The 16,533-nt window shown below is 63.6% G+C and carries 12 protein-coding genes; 4 read left to right on the top strand and 8 right to left on the bottom strand.

Going from position 1 to position 16,533, the window contains the following annotated elements:
- Positions 1–70: 70 nt before the first annotated feature.
- From mfd to QZY67_RS06825, 6 genes are all read right to left on the bottom strand, one after another.
- Positions 71–3,601 carry a transcription-repair coupling factor gene (gene mfd / locus QZY67_RS06850; RefSeq protein WP_295369310.1) on the bottom strand — a complete coding sequence of 1,177 codons (3,531 nt, stop codon included), beginning with the start codon at positions 3,599–3,601 and terminating at the stop codon, positions 71–73.
- 43 nt (positions 3,602–3,644) lie between these two features.
- Entirely contained in the window at positions 3,645–4,235 is a 591-nt protein-coding gene (gene pth, locus QZY67_RS06845) for an aminoacyl-tRNA hydrolase (RefSeq protein ID WP_295369309.1), read from the bottom strand.
- Between the two features lie 94 nt (positions 4,236–4,329).
- A complete protein-coding gene (locus QZY67_RS06840; protein WP_148319965.1) occupies positions 4,330–5,289 on the bottom strand; it encodes a ribose-phosphate pyrophosphokinase in 960 nt (319 codons plus the stop codon).
- Between the two features lie 104 nt (positions 5,290–5,393).
- Entirely contained in the window at positions 5,394–6,593 is a 1,200-nt protein-coding gene (locus QZY67_RS06835; protein WP_295369307.1) for a UDP-N-acetylglucosamine diphosphorylase, read from the bottom strand.
- Positions 6,594–6,943: 350 nt separating this feature from the next.
- Positions 6,944–7,783 (bottom strand): restriction endonuclease, encoded by an 840-nt coding sequence (locus tag QZY67_RS06830; protein WP_295369305.1) that lies wholly within the window; start codon positions 7,781–7,783, stop codon positions 6,944–6,946.
- A 240-nt stretch (positions 7,784–8,023) separates the two neighbouring features.
- Positions 8,024–8,512 (bottom strand): HD domain-containing protein, encoded by a 489-nt coding sequence (locus tag QZY67_RS06825; protein ID WP_295369303.1) that lies wholly within the window; start codon positions 8,510–8,512, stop codon positions 8,024–8,026.
- A 227-nt stretch (positions 8,513–8,739) separates the two neighbouring features.
- On the opposite strand from QZY67_RS06825, the gene QZY67_RS06820 reads away from it, so the two are divergent.
- The 3 genes from QZY67_RS06820 to QZY67_RS06810 are packed head-to-tail and all read left to right on the top strand — an operon-like array spanning position 8,740 to position 12,057.
- Positions 8,740–9,132, top strand: coding sequence for a GntR family transcriptional regulator (locus tag QZY67_RS06820; RefSeq protein WP_295369301.1), 393 nt, complete (start codon positions 8,740–8,742; stop codon positions 9,130–9,132).
- Entirely contained in the window at positions 9,129–10,031 is a 903-nt protein-coding gene (locus tag QZY67_RS06815; protein ID WP_295369300.1) for an ABC transporter ATP-binding protein, read from the top strand. The genes QZY67_RS06820 and QZY67_RS06815 overlap by 4 nt, the downstream gene beginning before the upstream one ends.
- Positions 10,006–12,057: a hypothetical protein gene (locus QZY67_RS06810; protein ID WP_295369297.1), complete on the top strand. Its 2,052-nt coding sequence runs from the start codon at positions 10,006–10,008 to the stop codon at positions 12,055–12,057. The genes QZY67_RS06815 and QZY67_RS06810 overlap by 26 nt, the downstream gene beginning before the upstream one ends.
- Before the next feature lie 247 nt (positions 12,058–12,304).
- Here QZY67_RS06810 and QZY67_RS06805 read toward each other — a convergent pair whose 3' ends face one another.
- Positions 12,305–14,656, bottom strand: coding sequence for an FAD-binding protein (locus QZY67_RS06805; RefSeq protein WP_295369296.1), 2,352 nt, complete (start codon positions 14,654–14,656; stop codon positions 12,305–12,307).
- Positions 14,657–14,771: 115 nt separating this feature from the next.
- Complete coding sequence (locus QZY67_RS06800; protein WP_295369294.1) at positions 14,772–15,680, bottom strand: LysR family transcriptional regulator; 909 nt, start codon at positions 15,678–15,680, stop codon at positions 14,772–14,774.
- A 273-nt stretch (positions 15,681–15,953) separates the two neighbouring features.
- Between QZY67_RS06800 and QZY67_RS06795 the strand changes: the two genes are divergently transcribed.
- Positions 15,954–16,358 carry an FMN-binding protein gene (locus QZY67_RS06795; protein WP_295369292.1) on the top strand — a complete coding sequence of 135 codons (405 nt, stop codon included), beginning with the start codon at positions 15,954–15,956 and terminating at the stop codon, positions 16,356–16,358.
- Positions 16,359–16,533: the final 175 nt, after the last annotated feature.

The following is a 16,533-nucleotide window of genomic DNA, read 5'->3' as shown; positions in this document are numbered from 1 at the left end:
TTTATCATAATAGCACGCTGAGGACAAAACAGCAATGAAAATTTTGTGAACACCGGCCGGCTTTTCCCATTCAGGTATCCGCGGGGGCGTCCGGCTCCTCCTGGGGCGCGGCGGTGGCGGCGTACTCCTCCACCAGCTTCCGGCCCAGCTTGAGGGGGTCGTCCCCCTTTTTGAGCCGGAGGGAGAGGTAGGGCTTCTCTCCGGCGGAGAAGAGCAGGCGGCTGCGGTATTTGTCCAGGCCGCACAGGGCGGACACCCGCCGCAGGTCGGCCCCGTCCAGGTAGAAGAGCAGGCTCAGGCCCTTCTGGGAGATCTCCGTGATTCCGCACCCGGCCGCGGCGGCGCGCATCAGGGCCACGGCGATGAGGTTGTTCACCGGACGGGGCGGGTCGCCGTACCGGTCGATGAGCTCGTCGGTCAGGTCATCGGCGTCCTCTTCGCTGCGGATGGCGGCAATGCGGCGATAGAGGTCCATCCGCTGCTCAGGGGAGGGCACGTACCGGTCGGGGATGGAGGCGGCCACGGACAGATCGGCGGAGCACTCGGCGGGGATCTGGGCCTTCTCCCCCCGCTCCTCCAGCACCGCCTCCTCCAGCAGCTTGAGGTACAGGTCGTAGCCCACGCTCATAAGGAAGCCGGACTGCTCGGGGCCCAGCACGTTGCCCGCGCCCCGGATCTCCAGATCCCGCATGGCGATCTTGAAGCCGGAGCCGAACTCGGCAAACTCCCGGATGGCCCCCAGCCGCTTGGAGGCCACCTCGCTGAGGACCTTGCCCCGGCGGAAGGTGAGGTAGGCGTAGGCCCGGCGGCTGGACCGGCCCACCCGGCCCCGGATCTGGTGGAGCTGGGCCAGGCCCATCTTGTCCGCGTCCTCGATGATGAGGGTGTTGGCATTGGCGATGTCGATGCCCGTCTCAATGATGGTGGTGCACACCAGCACGTCCACCTCCCCCTCGGACATGCGGGTCATCACGTCGTTTAATTCCTCCTGGCTCATCTTGCCGTGGGCCACGCCCACAGCCACGTCCTCCCCCAGCAGTTCCCGGATGCGGGCCGCGGTGCGGGTGATGGTGTCCACCCGGTTGTGGAGGTAGTAGACCTGGCCGCCCCGCTCCAGCTCCCGGCGCATGGCGTCGGAGAGGACGCCCCAGTCGTGCTCCAGCACGTAGGTCTGCACCGGCTGGCGGTCGGAGGGGGGCTCCTCCAGGGTGGACATGTCCCGGATGCCGGAGAGGGCCATGTTCAGCGTGCGGGGGATGGGGGTGGCGGACAGGGTGAGCACGTCCACCTGCCGGGACATCTCCTTGAGCTTCTCCTTGTGGGCCACGCCGAAGCGCTGCTCCTCGTCAATGACCAGCAGGCCCAGGTCCTTGAACTTCACGTCCTTCTGGAACAGCCGGTGGGTGCCGATAAGCAGGTCAATCTGCCCCGCCTCCACCCGGCGGAGGGTCTCCTTCATCTGGGCGGGGGTGCGGAAGCGGCTCACCACGTCGATCTCCACCGGGTACTTGGCAAAGCGCTGCTTGGCGGACAGGAAGTGCTGCCGGGCCAGCACGGTGGTGGGCACCAGGATGGCGGCCTGCTTGCCGTCCAGCACGCACTTCATGATGGCCCGGAAGGCCACCTCGGTCTTGCCGTAGCCCACGTCGCCGCACAGCAGCCGGTCCATGGGCCGGGGGGCCTCCATGTCCCCCTTGATCTCCGCGATGCAGCGGAGCTGGTCGTCGGTCTCGGTGTACTCGAACTGCTCCTCAAATTCCCGCATCCACTCCGAGTCGGGAGAGAAGGCAAAGCCGGGCTGGCGCTGCCGCTGGGCGTAGAGCTGGATGAGGCCCTTGGCCAGATCCCTGACCGCCTTTTTGGCCCGGGTCTTGGCCTTCTCCCAGTCGGCGCCCCCCAGCTTGGAGAGCTTTTTGGTCTCTTGGGCGTCCTCTCCCGCGCCGATGTACTTGCTCACCAGGTCCAGCTGGGTGGCGGGCACGTAGAGCACGTCGGCCCCGGCGTAGGCGATCTTCACATAGTCCTTCTGGACGCCGTCCACCGGCATCTTCACCATGCCCTGGTACCGGCCGATGCCGTGGTGCTCGTGGACCACTAGGTCGCCCACGCTCAGGTCGGCGTAGGACCCCAGCTTCTGCCGGTTGGTGACGGCCTTGGCCTTTTTCTTCTTCACCCCGGCGGCCTGGCCCTCGGTGAGGACGGCGCATTTGGCCTCGGGGTACTCCATGCCGCCGGACAATCCGCCCACGGCGATAACCGCCCTGCCGGGGGCTGGCAGCCTGTGGAGCTGGAAGTCCACCGCGGCCTTCACCCCCTGCTCCCGCAGGAGGGCCTGGAGGTTCAGGGCCCGCTGCTCGCTGGACACCAGCACCACGGCGGAGAACTTCTCGTTGATATAGTGGCTCAGGTCGGAGACAGCGGTCTCCAGACTGGCGCCGTAGGAGGGCAGCTGCTTGCACAGCAGGTTCAGCAGGGTGCGGGGCCGCCTGGGGTACTGGGCGCCCACAAAGCTGTCCAGGTAGGCCACCGGCCACTCCTCCAGCACGCCGCACAGCGCCTCAAAGGTACGGGCGAACTCGGCCAGCTCCCCCGCCAGCACACCGGCCTCCATGAGGGCCTTGGCGTCCTCGGTCAGCTGCCAGAGGTAGTTTTTGGCCCGCTCGGCCACCCGGGGGCTCTCGCTGAAGAGCACCACCGCGTCCTCGGGGAAGTAGTCCGCCGCCGTGGCCATGTGGGGGTACACCAGGGCGATGTACCGGTCCAGAGCCGGGAAGGAACGGTTTTCCGCCAGCCGCTCCTTGTCCTCCTCCAGGGTCTTGACCAGGTCGGCGCCGTCCTTGCGGCGCTTTGCACGGGCAATGAGGCCGTCCATGGCCTCCAGCAGTCCGGCGTAGACGCCGGGGGCGAACTGGGGCAGCACCTCAGCCGCCGGGAGAATCTCGGCGCTCTTCCGGTTCTCCACCCGGCGCTGGGTGTTTACATCGAACAGGCCCATGGAGTCGGCCTCGTCGCCGAAGAACTCCACCCGGATGGGCCCCTCCTCGGCGGGCGAGTAGAAGTCCAGAATGCCGCCGCGGAGGGCAAACTGGCCCACGCCCTCCACCTGCTCACAGCGGGTGTAGCCGGCGGCGGTGAGGGTGTCGGCCAGCTCGCTGAGGTCGTAGCTCTCCCCCACCCGCAGGCACTGGGAGGCCTGGGTCAGCAGGGTTTTGGGGATGGTCCGCTCCAGCGCCCCCTCAATGGTGCACACCAGCAGGGGACACTCCCCCGCCGCCAGGGCCCGGAGCACGGACAGCCGCCTGTGCTCCCACTGGCGGGAGGCCACCGCCGCGTTGTGAAAGGTAAACTCCCGGGCGGTGAGGGTACACACCGGCTCCCCGGTCAGGAAGGCCAGGTCCCGGGCCATGCGGTCGGCCTCCGCCTCGTCGGCGCACAGCACCACCACGCTCCGGCCCAGGGCCTGCCGCAGCCCGGCGGCCATATGGGCCCGGTGGACGGGGGACAGACCGGTAAAGGCGGCGGGACAGCCGCCGCCGTCCACCGCCGCCGCCAGGCGCTGGAACTCCGGGATTCCGGTTACCATGGTTGCCAGTTCCTTCACGGGATACACCTCACAGTTCTATGAAAAAATTGCGCTTCAGATTTTAGTTAAAGCGGCTCATGGCCTTGTCGGGGCCGTCCTGGATATAGCACTCCACCGCGTCGGCGGCCCGCTTGACAGCTGCGTCGATGGCCTTCTTGTCCTCGCCGGTGAACTTGCCCAGCACCCAGTCGGCCAGGTCGTAGTCCGGGTGGGGCTTCTCTCCCACCCCCACCTTCAGCCGGGGGAATTGGTCGGTGCCCAGCTGCTGAATAATGCTTTTCAGGCCGTTGTGGCCCCCGGCGGAGCCGCCCCGGCGGATGCGCAGCCGCCCCACGGGCAGGGACACGTCGTCGCTCACCACCAGTACATGCTCCGGGGGCACTTTATAGAAGTCGGCGGCCTGGCGCACCGCCTCGCCGGACAGGTTCATATAGGTCACCGGCTTCATCAGCAGGGCCTGTGCGCCGCCCAGCCGGGCGGTGTTGGTCAGGGCCTTGAACTTGAGCCGCTGGACGGGGATGTTCTTCCGCTCGGCCAGCTCGTCGGCCACCATAAAGCCTACGTTGTGGCGGGTGTTCTCATACTTGTCGCCGGGGTTGCCCAGGCACACCACCAGCCATTCCACGCCCCCGGTTTTCTTTCCAAACAACATCTTTCACGAACTCCCTTGACAGGTTAAAACGGGGGCGGAGCAACGCTCCGCCCCCGGATTCGGTTTTTGGTTTGTTCCGTCTGGCGCTTCTCAGTTAAGAAAAGAGCTTAGAAACAGAGACCTCTTCATAGATGCGCTCGATGGCCTCGGCGAACATGTGGGCCACGGAGAGATACTTAATCTTATCACACTTCACGTCGGAACGGGCGGGAACGGTGTCGAGGAAGATAACCTCCTTGATGACGCTCTTCTCGATGCGGTCCACAGCGGGGCCGGAGAGGACGCCGTGGGAGGCGCAGGCGTACACCTCGGTGGCGCCGCCCAGCTCCACCAGGGCCTGGGCCGCGCCGCACAGGGAGCCGCCGGTGTCCACCATGTCGTCAAAGAGGATGACCCGCTTGCCGCGGACGTCGCCGATGATGTTCATGACCTCGGAGGAGTTGGCCTTCTGGCGGCGCTTGTCCACAATGGCCAGGCCCATGCCCAGCTTCTGGGCGAAGGCCCGGGCCCGGGCCACGGAGCCCACGTCGGGGGAGACCACCATGGTGCCCTCCACATCGTCGCCGAAGCGCTCGGCGAAGTGGCGGGTGAAGATGGGGTTGCCCAGCAGGTTGTCCACGGGGATGTCGAAGAAGCCCTGGATCTGGGACGCGTGCAGGTCCATGGTCAGCACCCGGTCGGCGCCGGCGCGGGTGATCAGGTTGGCCACCAGCTTGGCGGAAATGGGGTCGCGGGGCTTGGTCTTGCGGTCCTGGCGGGCGTAGCCGAAGTAGGGCATCACGGCGGTGATGCGCCCGGCGGAGGCCCGCTTGAGGGCGTCGATCATAATGAGCATTTCCATCAGGTTGTCGTTCACAGGCGCGCAGGTGGACTGAACCACGAATACGTCGGAGCCGCGGACGGTCTCATAGATGGAGACAAAATTCTCTCCATCGGAGAAGGCGCCTACCTCGGCGTTGCCCAGCTCCATGCCCATCTCCTTGCAGATGGCCTCCGCCAGGCGTTTGTTGGAGCTGCCAGCGAAGATCTTGATGTCCTTGCCGTGTGAGATCATCTTCTACATCCTCTCATTTCTTCATTTCTTTTGTGGTTTCTATATTTCTCCGCGCGGATGCGCGGCGGTTCCCTCACTGCCGCAGGGTCCCTCAGCTCCGGGCCTTACCGGCCGGAGCGCCGGCGCCGCTTGGCGGCCCACTGCTTCTTGACCACCTGGACGCTCCGGGCGATGGCCAGGGAGTCGGCGGGCACGTCGTCGGTGATGGTGCTGCCGGCGGCGGTATAGGCGCCGTCGCCCACCTTTACCGGGGCCACCAGGTTGGTGTTGCAGCCGATAAAGGCCCCGTCGCCGATAACGGTGCGGTATTTGCTGGTGCCGTCATAGTTGACGGTGACGGTGCCGCAGCCCAGATTGGCCCGCTCTCCCACGTCGCAGTCGCCCACGTAGGTCAGGCGGGAAATCTTGGCGCCCTGGCCGACGGTGGAGTTCTTCAGTGCCACAAAGTCGCCCACCTTCACGTCCTTCCCCACGTGACAGCCGGGGCGGACATGGGCAAAGGGGCCGATGATAACCCCCTCCTCCACGGTGCTCCCGCTGAGCTGGGAGGCGTTGACGGTCACGCGGTCCCCCACGATGCAGTCCCGAATCATGGCATTGGGGCCAACCTCGCAGAAGCGGCCCACGCTGGTGCGCCCCCGGAGGATGGTGCCCGGGAGGATCACGGTGCCGCCGCCCACGGCGACATGGGGGCCGATGTAGGCGTTTTCCGCGTCCACAAACCGGACCGGGCGGGCGGTCAGATCCCCCCGCAGGCGGTCAATGGAGGCGTGCCGGGCGAAGTACTGGGCGCTGTCCCAGGCGGGGGCGCTGCTGTCCAGGGGGAGCACGCCCTCATATCTGCCGGTCTTCATGCCGAAGTGGCTGCCGGCGCGGACGGCGGAGACAAAGTCCTCGCCCCCCTCCACCGCCTCCTTCAGGGCCGCGGCGGAGACCCGGTACACGCCGGTGTCCTCCCCCCGGGGCAGCTCCTCCTCCCCGGCCAGGCGCCGGGCGCCCTGATCGTCCAGGAACACAGGGCGGGTAAACACCGCCACATTCCCCTCCAGGGCGGCGAGAAAGGCGGTGAGCTGGCCGGCGGCGTCCTCAGCGCCGTCGGTGACGAACTCGGTCCCTCCGGGGAAGCACTCCCCCGCCCGCTCCCGGTCGTCGTCATGGCAGACCACCAGGAACCGCTCCACGCCCGCCCGCTCCAGCGCGGCGGACAGCCACGCGGCGGCCGGATCAAAGAGGAGGTTTTCCAGCATCAGCGAGGAGGTGTCGCCCTCTCGCGGAAGAAAAACAATGGCGCCCATGGACCCCATATGTCGTCACCTCGTCTGATAGAATCGGCGCACCACCCGGGCGGGTGGGCGCCATATATCTGGATGCGGATAGATTATATCAAATATTTACCCAAAATGCACCGTGATTTTGAAATTTTACCTTACCAAAATGCACTCTCGTAAAAATGCACAATTTTCCCTGGCCATATCCCTCTCTCACGGCCATTCTGCCAACTATTTTGCCCCATAAACGCCCCATCTTCCCTAAAAAAGGGTAAAAAAAGGGAACCGGCAGGGGTAGTGTTATTAAGTTAAGCAAAAATCTGGCTAGCTAATACAAAAGAATTGACCCTTACCCAACTTTCGGAAAGCAGGCGGGGGCCTTTTGATTATTTTAAAATATTCATCATTTTCAGAAGTTTGTCTCTGTCCCAGAGAAGGACCCCTGTTGTATCCGCAAGGTCACGTGCGCTTTTTGTAAAATACCTATTTGTCATTACTACGCCAATCTGGCAATGGTACATACTTTTGCCTGCCCAGACTTCTTGAACAGGAGTATTTCCTAAATTTGAAGAATAGCACTTACATTGAATTGCATACCGAATGTCGTCTTTCTCTGCAATAATATCAACACCTTGGTCTCCACTCTCCGGAGTAACTTCAACGTTCTCAAATCCATTGCATCTTAACAAATTAGCACACCAATATTCAAATTCGTGCCCTTCAAACGAATCAAAATCATAATATGTAGTATCCAAAAGAGGAGTCGGATCCTGCTTACCAAGTCCAAGATTAAATTGTTTAGAAAGTTTTTTGAGTAATGCTTTTGCAAATTCACTGGTTTCTTCATCAAATTGGTCGAAGTATTTTTTTATATCCTCTTCGAAAAGCTCACATTCACTGATGGTTTTTCCGCGGTTATTTCTATATACCGTTGTTCCTTCTTTTACAATTCGGTCATATTCTCGCTCTAAGGCATCCCTCATATGCCACTGCTTATCATTTTTCAGACGATAGTAGTCGTATTTAGGATCACCGCTAATGCCATGTAGTTTTATTTTATCTGCAATTTCACACAGTTCTTCAAAGCAAGCAAGGATTTCATCATAATACTTCATGAAGGTATCAAAATATACAGCTTTATTTGCTAATTTTCTATCCAAGTCTGCAGTTATAATTAAATCTTCCGCTCGAGCTTGAAGCTTTTTCTTTAATTGGAAGCCAAACATTTTCATACCCCCTTTAGTTGTTTTATTGTAGCATGGCAGAACTAAAAAGTCTATGTATTCTGCTATGTGAGAACTATTTCTCAGCTTAGTGCTATATTTTCTTTCCGTTAGGCTATTTGATTCATAATGACATTTTCTTCTTTAAATTAATATAGCTAAGGAGCGAATCCGAAGATTCGCTCCTTAGCTATATTACATCGCTGTCAGGGCTTCCCTTTTTCTTTTGTCTCTCCACGGCGGTCAGCTCATGGCCTTCTCCCGCACCCGGGAGCGCCTCCAGTAGCCCAGCACCTCGGCGGTGGCGCACAGCTTGTCGGCCAGGTTCACCACAGCCGCCTCCGGGCAGCGGGGCCGCCGCCTGGCCAGGGGCCACATGTGGGAGATGATGATATTCTGTTCCTTTTCCGTCAGCCGCCCGCACAGGGCCTGGGCGTTGCGCAGGGCAAAGACCGGGTGGTCAAAGCACTGGTTGCCCGGGTGGGCGGATCTGTCCCGTGGGTCGTAGAGGTACAGGTCGTGGAGCAGGCCGCCCCGGGCAGCGGCCATGTAGTCCAGGTTCCAGCGCCGGGCCATGCGGAAGGCCACATAGGCCACGAACACCGAGTGCTCATAGCAGCAGGTGCCCGGGTGGTGGGGGATGTGCCGCATGGACTGCACCTCCGGCGTGAAGAGAAGGTCCCCCACGCAGTCCAGAAAGCACTGCCAGTTGGTCTCGTCGATAATAGCCATGGGAATCGTCACCTTTCCTGAACCATTCCCGCCCGCAGGCGGTCCATCGTCTGCCGCTTCTTTCGTATCTATTATAGCGCGTCAATTCCCACATGTCATGTCGGAAAGGCAATTTTGAATGAAATATCATAATTTCTTAAAGTCTTTTCCGTTCGGGGCGTGTATACTGACTGTACCAAGAGAGCTCATACAGTGCGGGCGCGGCCCGCGCGGGAAAGGAGAGCGCCATGATCTCTCTCAACTACCGGGACCAGCGTCCCATCTACGAACAGGTCAAGGACGGCCTGCGCCATCTGGTGGTCACCGGGGCCATCCAGACCGGCGACAAGCTGCCCTCGGTGCGGGCGTTAGCCGCCTCCCTGGCCATCAACCCCAACACCATCCAGCGGGCCTACGAGTCCCTGGAGGCGGAGGGGTATCTCACCTCCCAGCCGGGGAAGGGCTCCTTTGCCGCCCCCGGTCGGGAGGTGAAAGAGCAGCGGCGGGAGGAGCTGCTGCGGCAGTTTGACCGGTCGGCGGCGGAGCTGCTGTTTCTGGGGCTGTCCCCGGACGAGCTGGCCCGGCGGGTCATGGCGGCGGGGGCGGCCCCCGCCGGAGAGAAGGAGGAGAAAGCGCAATGATTGAGGTCAAAGAGCTGGTGAAGAGCTTTGACGGCTTCCGGGCCCTGGACGGGCTGAACATGACGGTGCCCACAGGCTCCATCTACGGGCTGGTGGGGCCCAACGGCGCGGGCAAGTCCACCCTGCTGCGGCACATCACCGGCGTGTGGCGGCAGGACAGCGGCACCGTGCTGGCCGACGGGGCGCCCATCTACGAAAATCCGGCGGTGAAGGCCCGCATCGCCTCCATCCCCGACGACCTGTACTACTTCCTCTCCGCCTCCACGGCGGACATGTCCGCCTTCTACCGGGGCTTCTACCCCCGGTTCGACATGGGCCGGTACGCCGCGCTGCGGGAGGTGTTCTCCGGCATTGACGAGAAGCGGGCCATCCGCCGCCTGTCCAAGGGCATGCAGAAGCAGGCCGCCTTCTGGCTGGCCATGTGCTGCCGGCCGGACATTCTGGTGCTGGATGAGCCGGTGGACGGCCTGGACCCGGTGATGCGCCGGCAGGTGTGGGGCCTTTTGATGGGGGACGTGGCGGAGCACGGCACCACGGTGCTGGTGTCCTCCCACAACCTGCGGGAGCTGGAGGACGTGTGCGACCATGTGGGCATCCTCAGCCGGGGCAGGGTGCTCATCGAGCGCTCCCTCAGCGATTTGCAGGAGAACCTGGTGAAGATGCAGGTGGTGTTTCAGGAGAAGGAGCTGCCCCAGCTGCCCGACGACATGGAGGTGCTCCATGTGTCCCACGTGGGGCGCATCCACACCCTGATTGTCCGGGGCAACGCCACCGACGTCACCAACCGCCTGGCGGTGTACGCCCCCATCCTGATGGAGGCCCTGCCGCTGACCCTGGAGGAGATTTTCATCTATGAACTGGGAGGTGAGGACTATGCCGTCCGCGACATTGTGCTCTAAGGGGCCCAACCCCTGGTGGAATTCCACCCTGTTTTTCAAGAATCTCAGGCGCTTCTGGCCCATCTGGGGGTCCTACGGGGCGGTCCTGCTGCTGGTGCCCCTGACCTTCCTGCTGACCTGGCTGGACCGGAACAGCACCCTCACCGCCGATACGGTGGCCCTGGATCTGGTGAGCTTTGTCAGCCCCACGGGGCTGGTATTCTCTGCGGTGTGGTCGGTTATCAGCGCCATGGCCGTGTTCTCCTACCTCTACAACGCCCGCAGCGTCCAGCTCTACCATGCCCTGCCCATCCGGCGGGAGGGGCTGTACCTGACGAGCTACCTGTCCGGCCTCAGCTTCCTGGTGCTGCCCCTGGCGGCGGTGTTTGTGTTCACCTTAGGGGTGGAGGCGGCGTCTGGCACCCTGATGCTGTGGCCCCTGCTCCAGTGGCTCATCGGCCAGGTGTGCTTCGCCCTGTTCTTCTACTCCTTCGCCGCCTTCTGCGCCCTCTTTGTGGGCCATATCGTGGCTCTGCCCGTGTTCTACGGCATCCTCAACTTCCTGGCCTACGGCATGTACAGTCTGATCAGCGAACTGTTCCGCCAGTTTGTCTACGGCTTTTCCAGCTGGCCCGCCATGTCCACCCTGGCCCAGTGGCTCTCCCCCTTCATCATCCTGTACATGGAGGGGGGCGTCCGGGTGGGCGAGGACGGCGGGTACTTCTTCACCGGCCTGGCCGCCGCTCTCCTCTACGCCCTGGCCGGCCTGGCGCTGGCCGCCCTGGGCCTGCTGGTGTACCGCACCCGGCCCCTGGAGACCGCCGGTGACGTGGTGGCCGTCAAGTGGGTGCGGCCCGTGTTCAAGTACGGCGTGGCCTTCTGCGCCGCCGTCACCATCGGCATCTTCCTCCACGAGCTGTTCCGTTCCCTCCTGCCCGGGGGCATGTGGCCCATGCTGGGCCTCATGGTGCTGGGGGGCCTCATCGGCTACTTTGCCGCCGAGATGCTCCTGCGCAAGACCTTCCGGGTGTTCCGCCGGGGCTGGAAGGGGGCCCTGGCCCTGTGCCTGGCCCTCACCGCCTCCGCTCTGGTGATGGACAACGACCTCATCGGCTTCAACCGGGCCCCCTCCCGGTACGACGTGGTATCCGTCTATCTGTGGGGCCCCTACACCCTCCCCAGCGACAGCGCCTCCCACTTCGGCGTAAACCTGCATCTGACCGAGGACGAGGACATTGAGACGGTGCTCTCCCTCCACCGGGCCATCGCCCGGGACCAGAAGATGCTCATTGAGCGGAACAACAGCCGGCCCGGGGACGTCTATTACGACGTCTACCTCTCCGACAGCCCCGGCCGGACCCTGGCCACCTCCACGAGCGTCTCTTTCGAATACGAGCTGGCCGACGGCTCTCGGCTGACTCGGGAGTACGACCTGCAGCTCTACACCACCGACCTGGACGCCCCCGATTCCGTGGCCTCCCTGCTCAACAGCATTGTCAACGACCCCGACCGGATGGAGGAGCAGTACTTCTATGACGTGGAGGAGCAGGACGCCTTCGACAGTCTGGTGGAGGCCTCTGTGAACAATGTGTACAATCCGGAGACCCAGACCTATTACAATGTGAACGTGGGCTCCGAGGCCGACCGGGACGCCCTGCTCTCCGCGGTGCGGTCCGACCTGGCCGCCGGACGGCTGGGGCGGCGGTACCTCTTTAACGACCAGGATCGCAGCGACACCTGCTATCTTGCCGACCTGGAGCTGACCTTCTTCAAGACGGTCTCCTACACCAACGGCTACGGCCAGCTGCGGGAGCACGACTGGAGCACCACCGTCACCATCGGCCTCCAGTCCACCGCCACCGATACCATTGCCTGCCTGAAGGAGCTGGGGCTGATAGACGAAAACCACCAGCTGGTCACCCACACGGAGGACTACCTCCGCTCCTCCGGCGACCCCGGCGCCGCCGACACCGCCCCGGCGGACGTCCCCTACACCGAAGAGGCGGACAGCGGCCTCCCCCAGGGCGAGGCCGTCCCCCTGGACTGAAAAACCTGAACGGACACAAAAATACCGTTACTTTCGCGCCGCACAGCGGCGCAAAAGTCCCCGCTCCGCTCTCCGGAAGCCTTGCTGCGCAAGGCTTCCGGGGCATTCGATCCCACGCGAGGCGGGCGGCTGCCCCCTCGCGCTCCCCCGCCCCGACACAGCCCGATTCTGTTCAACCAAGGTTTTCGACACGCTGAAATATCCCCCGGCGCGTGATACGCGCCGGGGGATGCTTTTGCCGTTATGATTACTCCTGGCCCAGGGTCTCGCCCAGGCCCTTGCCGCACAGGTAGCCGGAGACCAGGCCCCAGCCGTTGTTGGCGCCGCCGTAGGTGACGTAGGGCTTCTTCTCGGTGAAGAGCACGCCCATGGAGTCGGTGCCCACGGCGTACAGGCCGTTGATGACGGTCTCGCCGTCCTCAGCCAGGACCTGCATGTCGCTGTTGATGTTCAGGCCGCCGCAGCTGCCGTAGCAGTAGGAGGCCATGACCACGCAGTAGTAGGGGCCCTCGCCGATGGGGTCCAGGAACTCGGCGGGCTTGCCGAACTGCTCGTCCACGCCGGTCTCGCAGTAGCCGTTGTAGGTCTCCACGGTGGCGGTGAGGGTGGCGGGGTCCATGCCCAGCTTTTCGGCCAGCTCCTCGATGGTGTCGGCCTTGACCACAATGCCCGCCTCCTCGGCGGCGGCCATGACCTCCTCCACGTTGGGCACGGGGGTGTTCATGGGGATGGGGGTGCCGGAGCTGAGGAACTCGGCGGAGGGGCCGGAGCGGTCGGTGTCAAAGCCCTCGGCGGCAATCTTGTCCAGCTGCTCCTGGCTCCAGATGCTGTAATAGTTGGGGCCGGCGATCCAGGGGTCCAGGAAGGACACGCCGGTCTCGGAGGTGAAGCGCTCCCCGTTGGCGTCCACGGCCAGGGAGTCGGCGCTCCAGCCCAGGTTGGCGGGCAGGTCGCCCTCGGTCCAGAAGGAGGGGCGGCCGGTGACCTTGCCCAGCTGGCCCTCAATATAGTGGGCGTCAAACTGGGTGGTCAGCCAGGTCTCCGTGCCGGAGTTGTGGACCTCGGGGGGCATGCTGATGTTGTAGGTGCCCGCGCCGATGTCCATGGCGGCCTGGAGCATCTTGCCGTCGTTCTGGGTGGAGCCCAGGTGCTTCCACACGCCCTTGATGGGATAGTAGTCGTTGCGCAGGAGCTGCTCCTCCAGCTCGGGGCTGCCGGCGTAGCCGCCGGTGGCGATGATCACCGCGTCGGCGTTGATGGTGTACTCAGTGCCGTCGGCCAGGTTGCGGGCCTTGGCTCCGGTGACGGTGTTGGTGGCCTCGTCGTAGATGAGCTCGTAGCCCTCGGTCTCCAACAGGTAGGTGCCGCCCAGCTCCTCGAAGTCGGACCACATGCCGTCAAAGTAGGCGCCGATCTCCGCCTTGTTGTACATGATGTCGTTGGGCAGCCACTGGTACTTGGTGACGTACACGTCGCTCTCGGTAAAGCCGGTCATGGGCTCGGCAAAGCCCACGCCGTGGTCGTAGACCAGCCAGTCCAGCACCTCGCCGGACTCGTAGATCATGCGGTGGACAATGTCCTCCTTGGCGTCGCCCTCGCCGTAGGCCACCCAGGCGTCGTACATCACGTCGGCGTCGGTGTAGTCCTCCCCGTTGTTGTGCTCAGCCTGGAACCTGGGGGGATTGACGAACAGGGCCTCGGAGGTGATGGAGGAGGTGCCGCCGTACCGGCCGGCCTTGTCGATGGCCAGGACCTGAAGGCCCTCCTCGGCGGCGGCCAGGGCGGCGGTGGTGCCGGAGCCGCCCATGCCGATGACCAGCACCTGGGTGTCGATGGTCTCCTCGCCGCCGTCCTTGGGCACGTCCACCTGGAAGGCGGAGATGGCGGAGGCGTCGGAGCCGCCGGCCTCGAGGGCCTCCTCCAGGGCGGTCCTGGTGGCCGCCTTGATGGCGTTGGAGGACACGGTGGCGCCGGTGATGGAGTCCACGGTGATGGACTGATTCTCAATCATGCGGGGGATCAGCTTGTCGATGGCGGCCTGGAGGATGGTGGGCGTGTCGGAGGTGTTCTCGGTGTCCACGGTGATGGAGAGGATCTGGTCCTCAGAGACCTCCACGGTCACGTTCAGGCCGTCCCGGGCCCGGTAGCTCTCGGCGTAGGCGGTGTAGGTGCCGGGGGCCATCTTCACCTCGGCGGTGCCGCCGGTCTCCTCGCCCTTTGCCTGGGCGATGCACTCGGCGGCGGCGGAGCGGACCGCGTCGCTGGTGATGGTGGCGCCGGTCACGCCGTCAATCCCGTCGCTCTGGGCGTCCAGGAGCTGCTGCTGCAGGTCCTCCAGGGCGGCGCCGCCCACGGTGGGGGTCTCGCCATCGCCGGTGATGGCCACGTCAGTGATGCTGTCGGCGTCAAAGGTCATGGAGACGGTCACGTCGCCGCCGTAGCCCTGGGCGGTGGCCTCATAGGTGCCGGGGGTGTAGACGCCCTGAGCGGTGGTGCCGGTGGGGGCCGGGGTGCCGCTCTCCGCCGGGGTCTGCTGGCAGCCCGCCAGGGTCAGAACCAGGGCGGCGGACAGGGCGCCTGCAAGGATTCGCTTCTTCATTGCTCTCTTCCTTTCCTTTTTTGGCGGCAAACGCCGCCTGTTCTGCCCTTTATTATAGTTCTCCCGTCCCCCGGAGGCCACTAAGGAAAAATGATGACTGACTCAATATTTTTGATTATTTTTTCACAATGCCTTCCGCCCCGGCCCGCAGCATGGCGGCCAGCCGGTCCTTCAGAGCCTGCTGGTCCGGGTCCAGGCCCCCCTTCCGCCAGGCCAGGACCAGCCGCTCCCGGCCCGGGTGGTCGGTGATGGGCAGAAAGGCCAGCTCCGGGTACAGCCCGGGCCGGCACAGGCGGCTGACCCAGATGGCCGCCCCCCAGCCGCTGCGGATTAAAATCTCTCCGCTGGTGTGGTCCTCCACCCGGCAGTACTCCCGGGGGTGGCGGCCGGAGCGGGCCAGCTCGATGGCCCGCTCCTCGTTGTTCTTCTCGTCAAAATTGACCAGGGGCTGCTCCTCCACCTCGGCCATGGTTATGCTCTCCCGGCCCGCCAGGGGGTGGTCCCTGGACACGGCCAGCATAAGCCGGTCCTCCTCCAGTACCTCCCACTCCAGCCAGTCCTCGGCCTCAAAAAAGGCGCCGTAGAGGGTGATGATAAAGTCCAGCACCCCGTCCCGCAGGCTGTCCAGCAGCTCGGTCTGGGGCTTCTGGCAGAGCAGGGGCTTCCACTTGGCCCCCTCCCGGCGCAGCTGCCGCAGCAGCCCCACCAGGTCCTCCTTCACCATCTCCCCGTGGTAGCCGATGCGCAGCAGGTTGGCGTACCCCTCCTCAAAGCTCCTGGCCCGCTCCCCCGCCGCCTGGGCCCGGGCCACAATCTCCCGGGCGTCCCGGAGGAACACCTCCCCCGCCGGGGTCAGGGTCAGGGAGCGGTAGCCCCGCTCAAACAGCCGCACGCCGATCTCGCTTTCCAGATTGGCGATCTGCTGGGTCATGGCGGTCTGGACGATAAAGCACTCCCGGGCCGCCCGGGTAAAGTTCAGGTGGGTGGCCGCGCTGATGAAATATCTGAGCTGACGAATTTCCATCTTTTCCCTCCAGAATAAAATAGGGTTTTTCCGTTCTTTCCGGGGAAACTGTCTCTGTTGATTGTTATTGTAGAAAATATCCCGCTGGAAGTCAAATCCCGGCGCGCTGTCCGGAAAAAGATTGTGAAAAAATATTGATTTTTTTCTTGTCTCTTGCGTCCGCCGGGGCGAGGCATTATAATACTCTCTCGGATTTCGTGCTTTTTTCATCTGCTTGGCTGAAAAACGGTACAATATTCCATCCCATTCCGCATTATAGGAGGATACCCCAGAATGAAGCATTTTCGTAAGCTCCCCGCCCTGCTGCTCAGCGGCGCCATGGTCCTGAGCCTGGCCGCCTGCGGCGCCCAGTCCGGCGGAACCACCCCCGCTCCCACCGGCAGCACCGCGGCCCAGGCCCAGACCTACACCGCCTCCGCCAAGGGCTACGGCGGCGACGTGACGGTAACCCTGACCGTCACCGGCTCCACCGTGGACTCCCTCACCGTGGAGGGCGCCGGCGAGACCGAGGCCATCGGCGGCGCGGCCATCACCGGCTTCAACGAGACCTTTGCCGGCTATGCGGGCCAGGACGTGTCCCAGGTAGCCGAGGTGGACGCCGTGTCCGGCGCCACCCTCACCTCCGCCGCCGTGCAGGACGCCCTGAAGGACGTGCTCTCCCAGGCCGCCGGGGAATAAACCCCTGCGGGCCGGAACTCTGCGAGGCTTTTCGGCAAACTGAAGCCGCCCCCGGAGCGAATACTCCGGGGGTGGCCTCAGGCTGTCGAAAAAGTCCAGGGACTTTTTCGACAGCCTTCAAAAATGCCGTTACTTTCGCGCCGCACAGCGGCGCAAAAGTCCTCGCTCCGCTCGC

The organism is uncultured Pseudoflavonifractor sp. (assembly GCA_904419835.1).
Taxonomy (GTDB): domain Bacteria; phylum Bacillota; class Clostridia; order Oscillospirales; family Oscillospiraceae; genus Pseudoflavonifractor.
The sequence above is the reverse complement of the archived record's forward strand: the minus strand, read 5'-3'. Positions and strand labels throughout refer to the sequence as shown.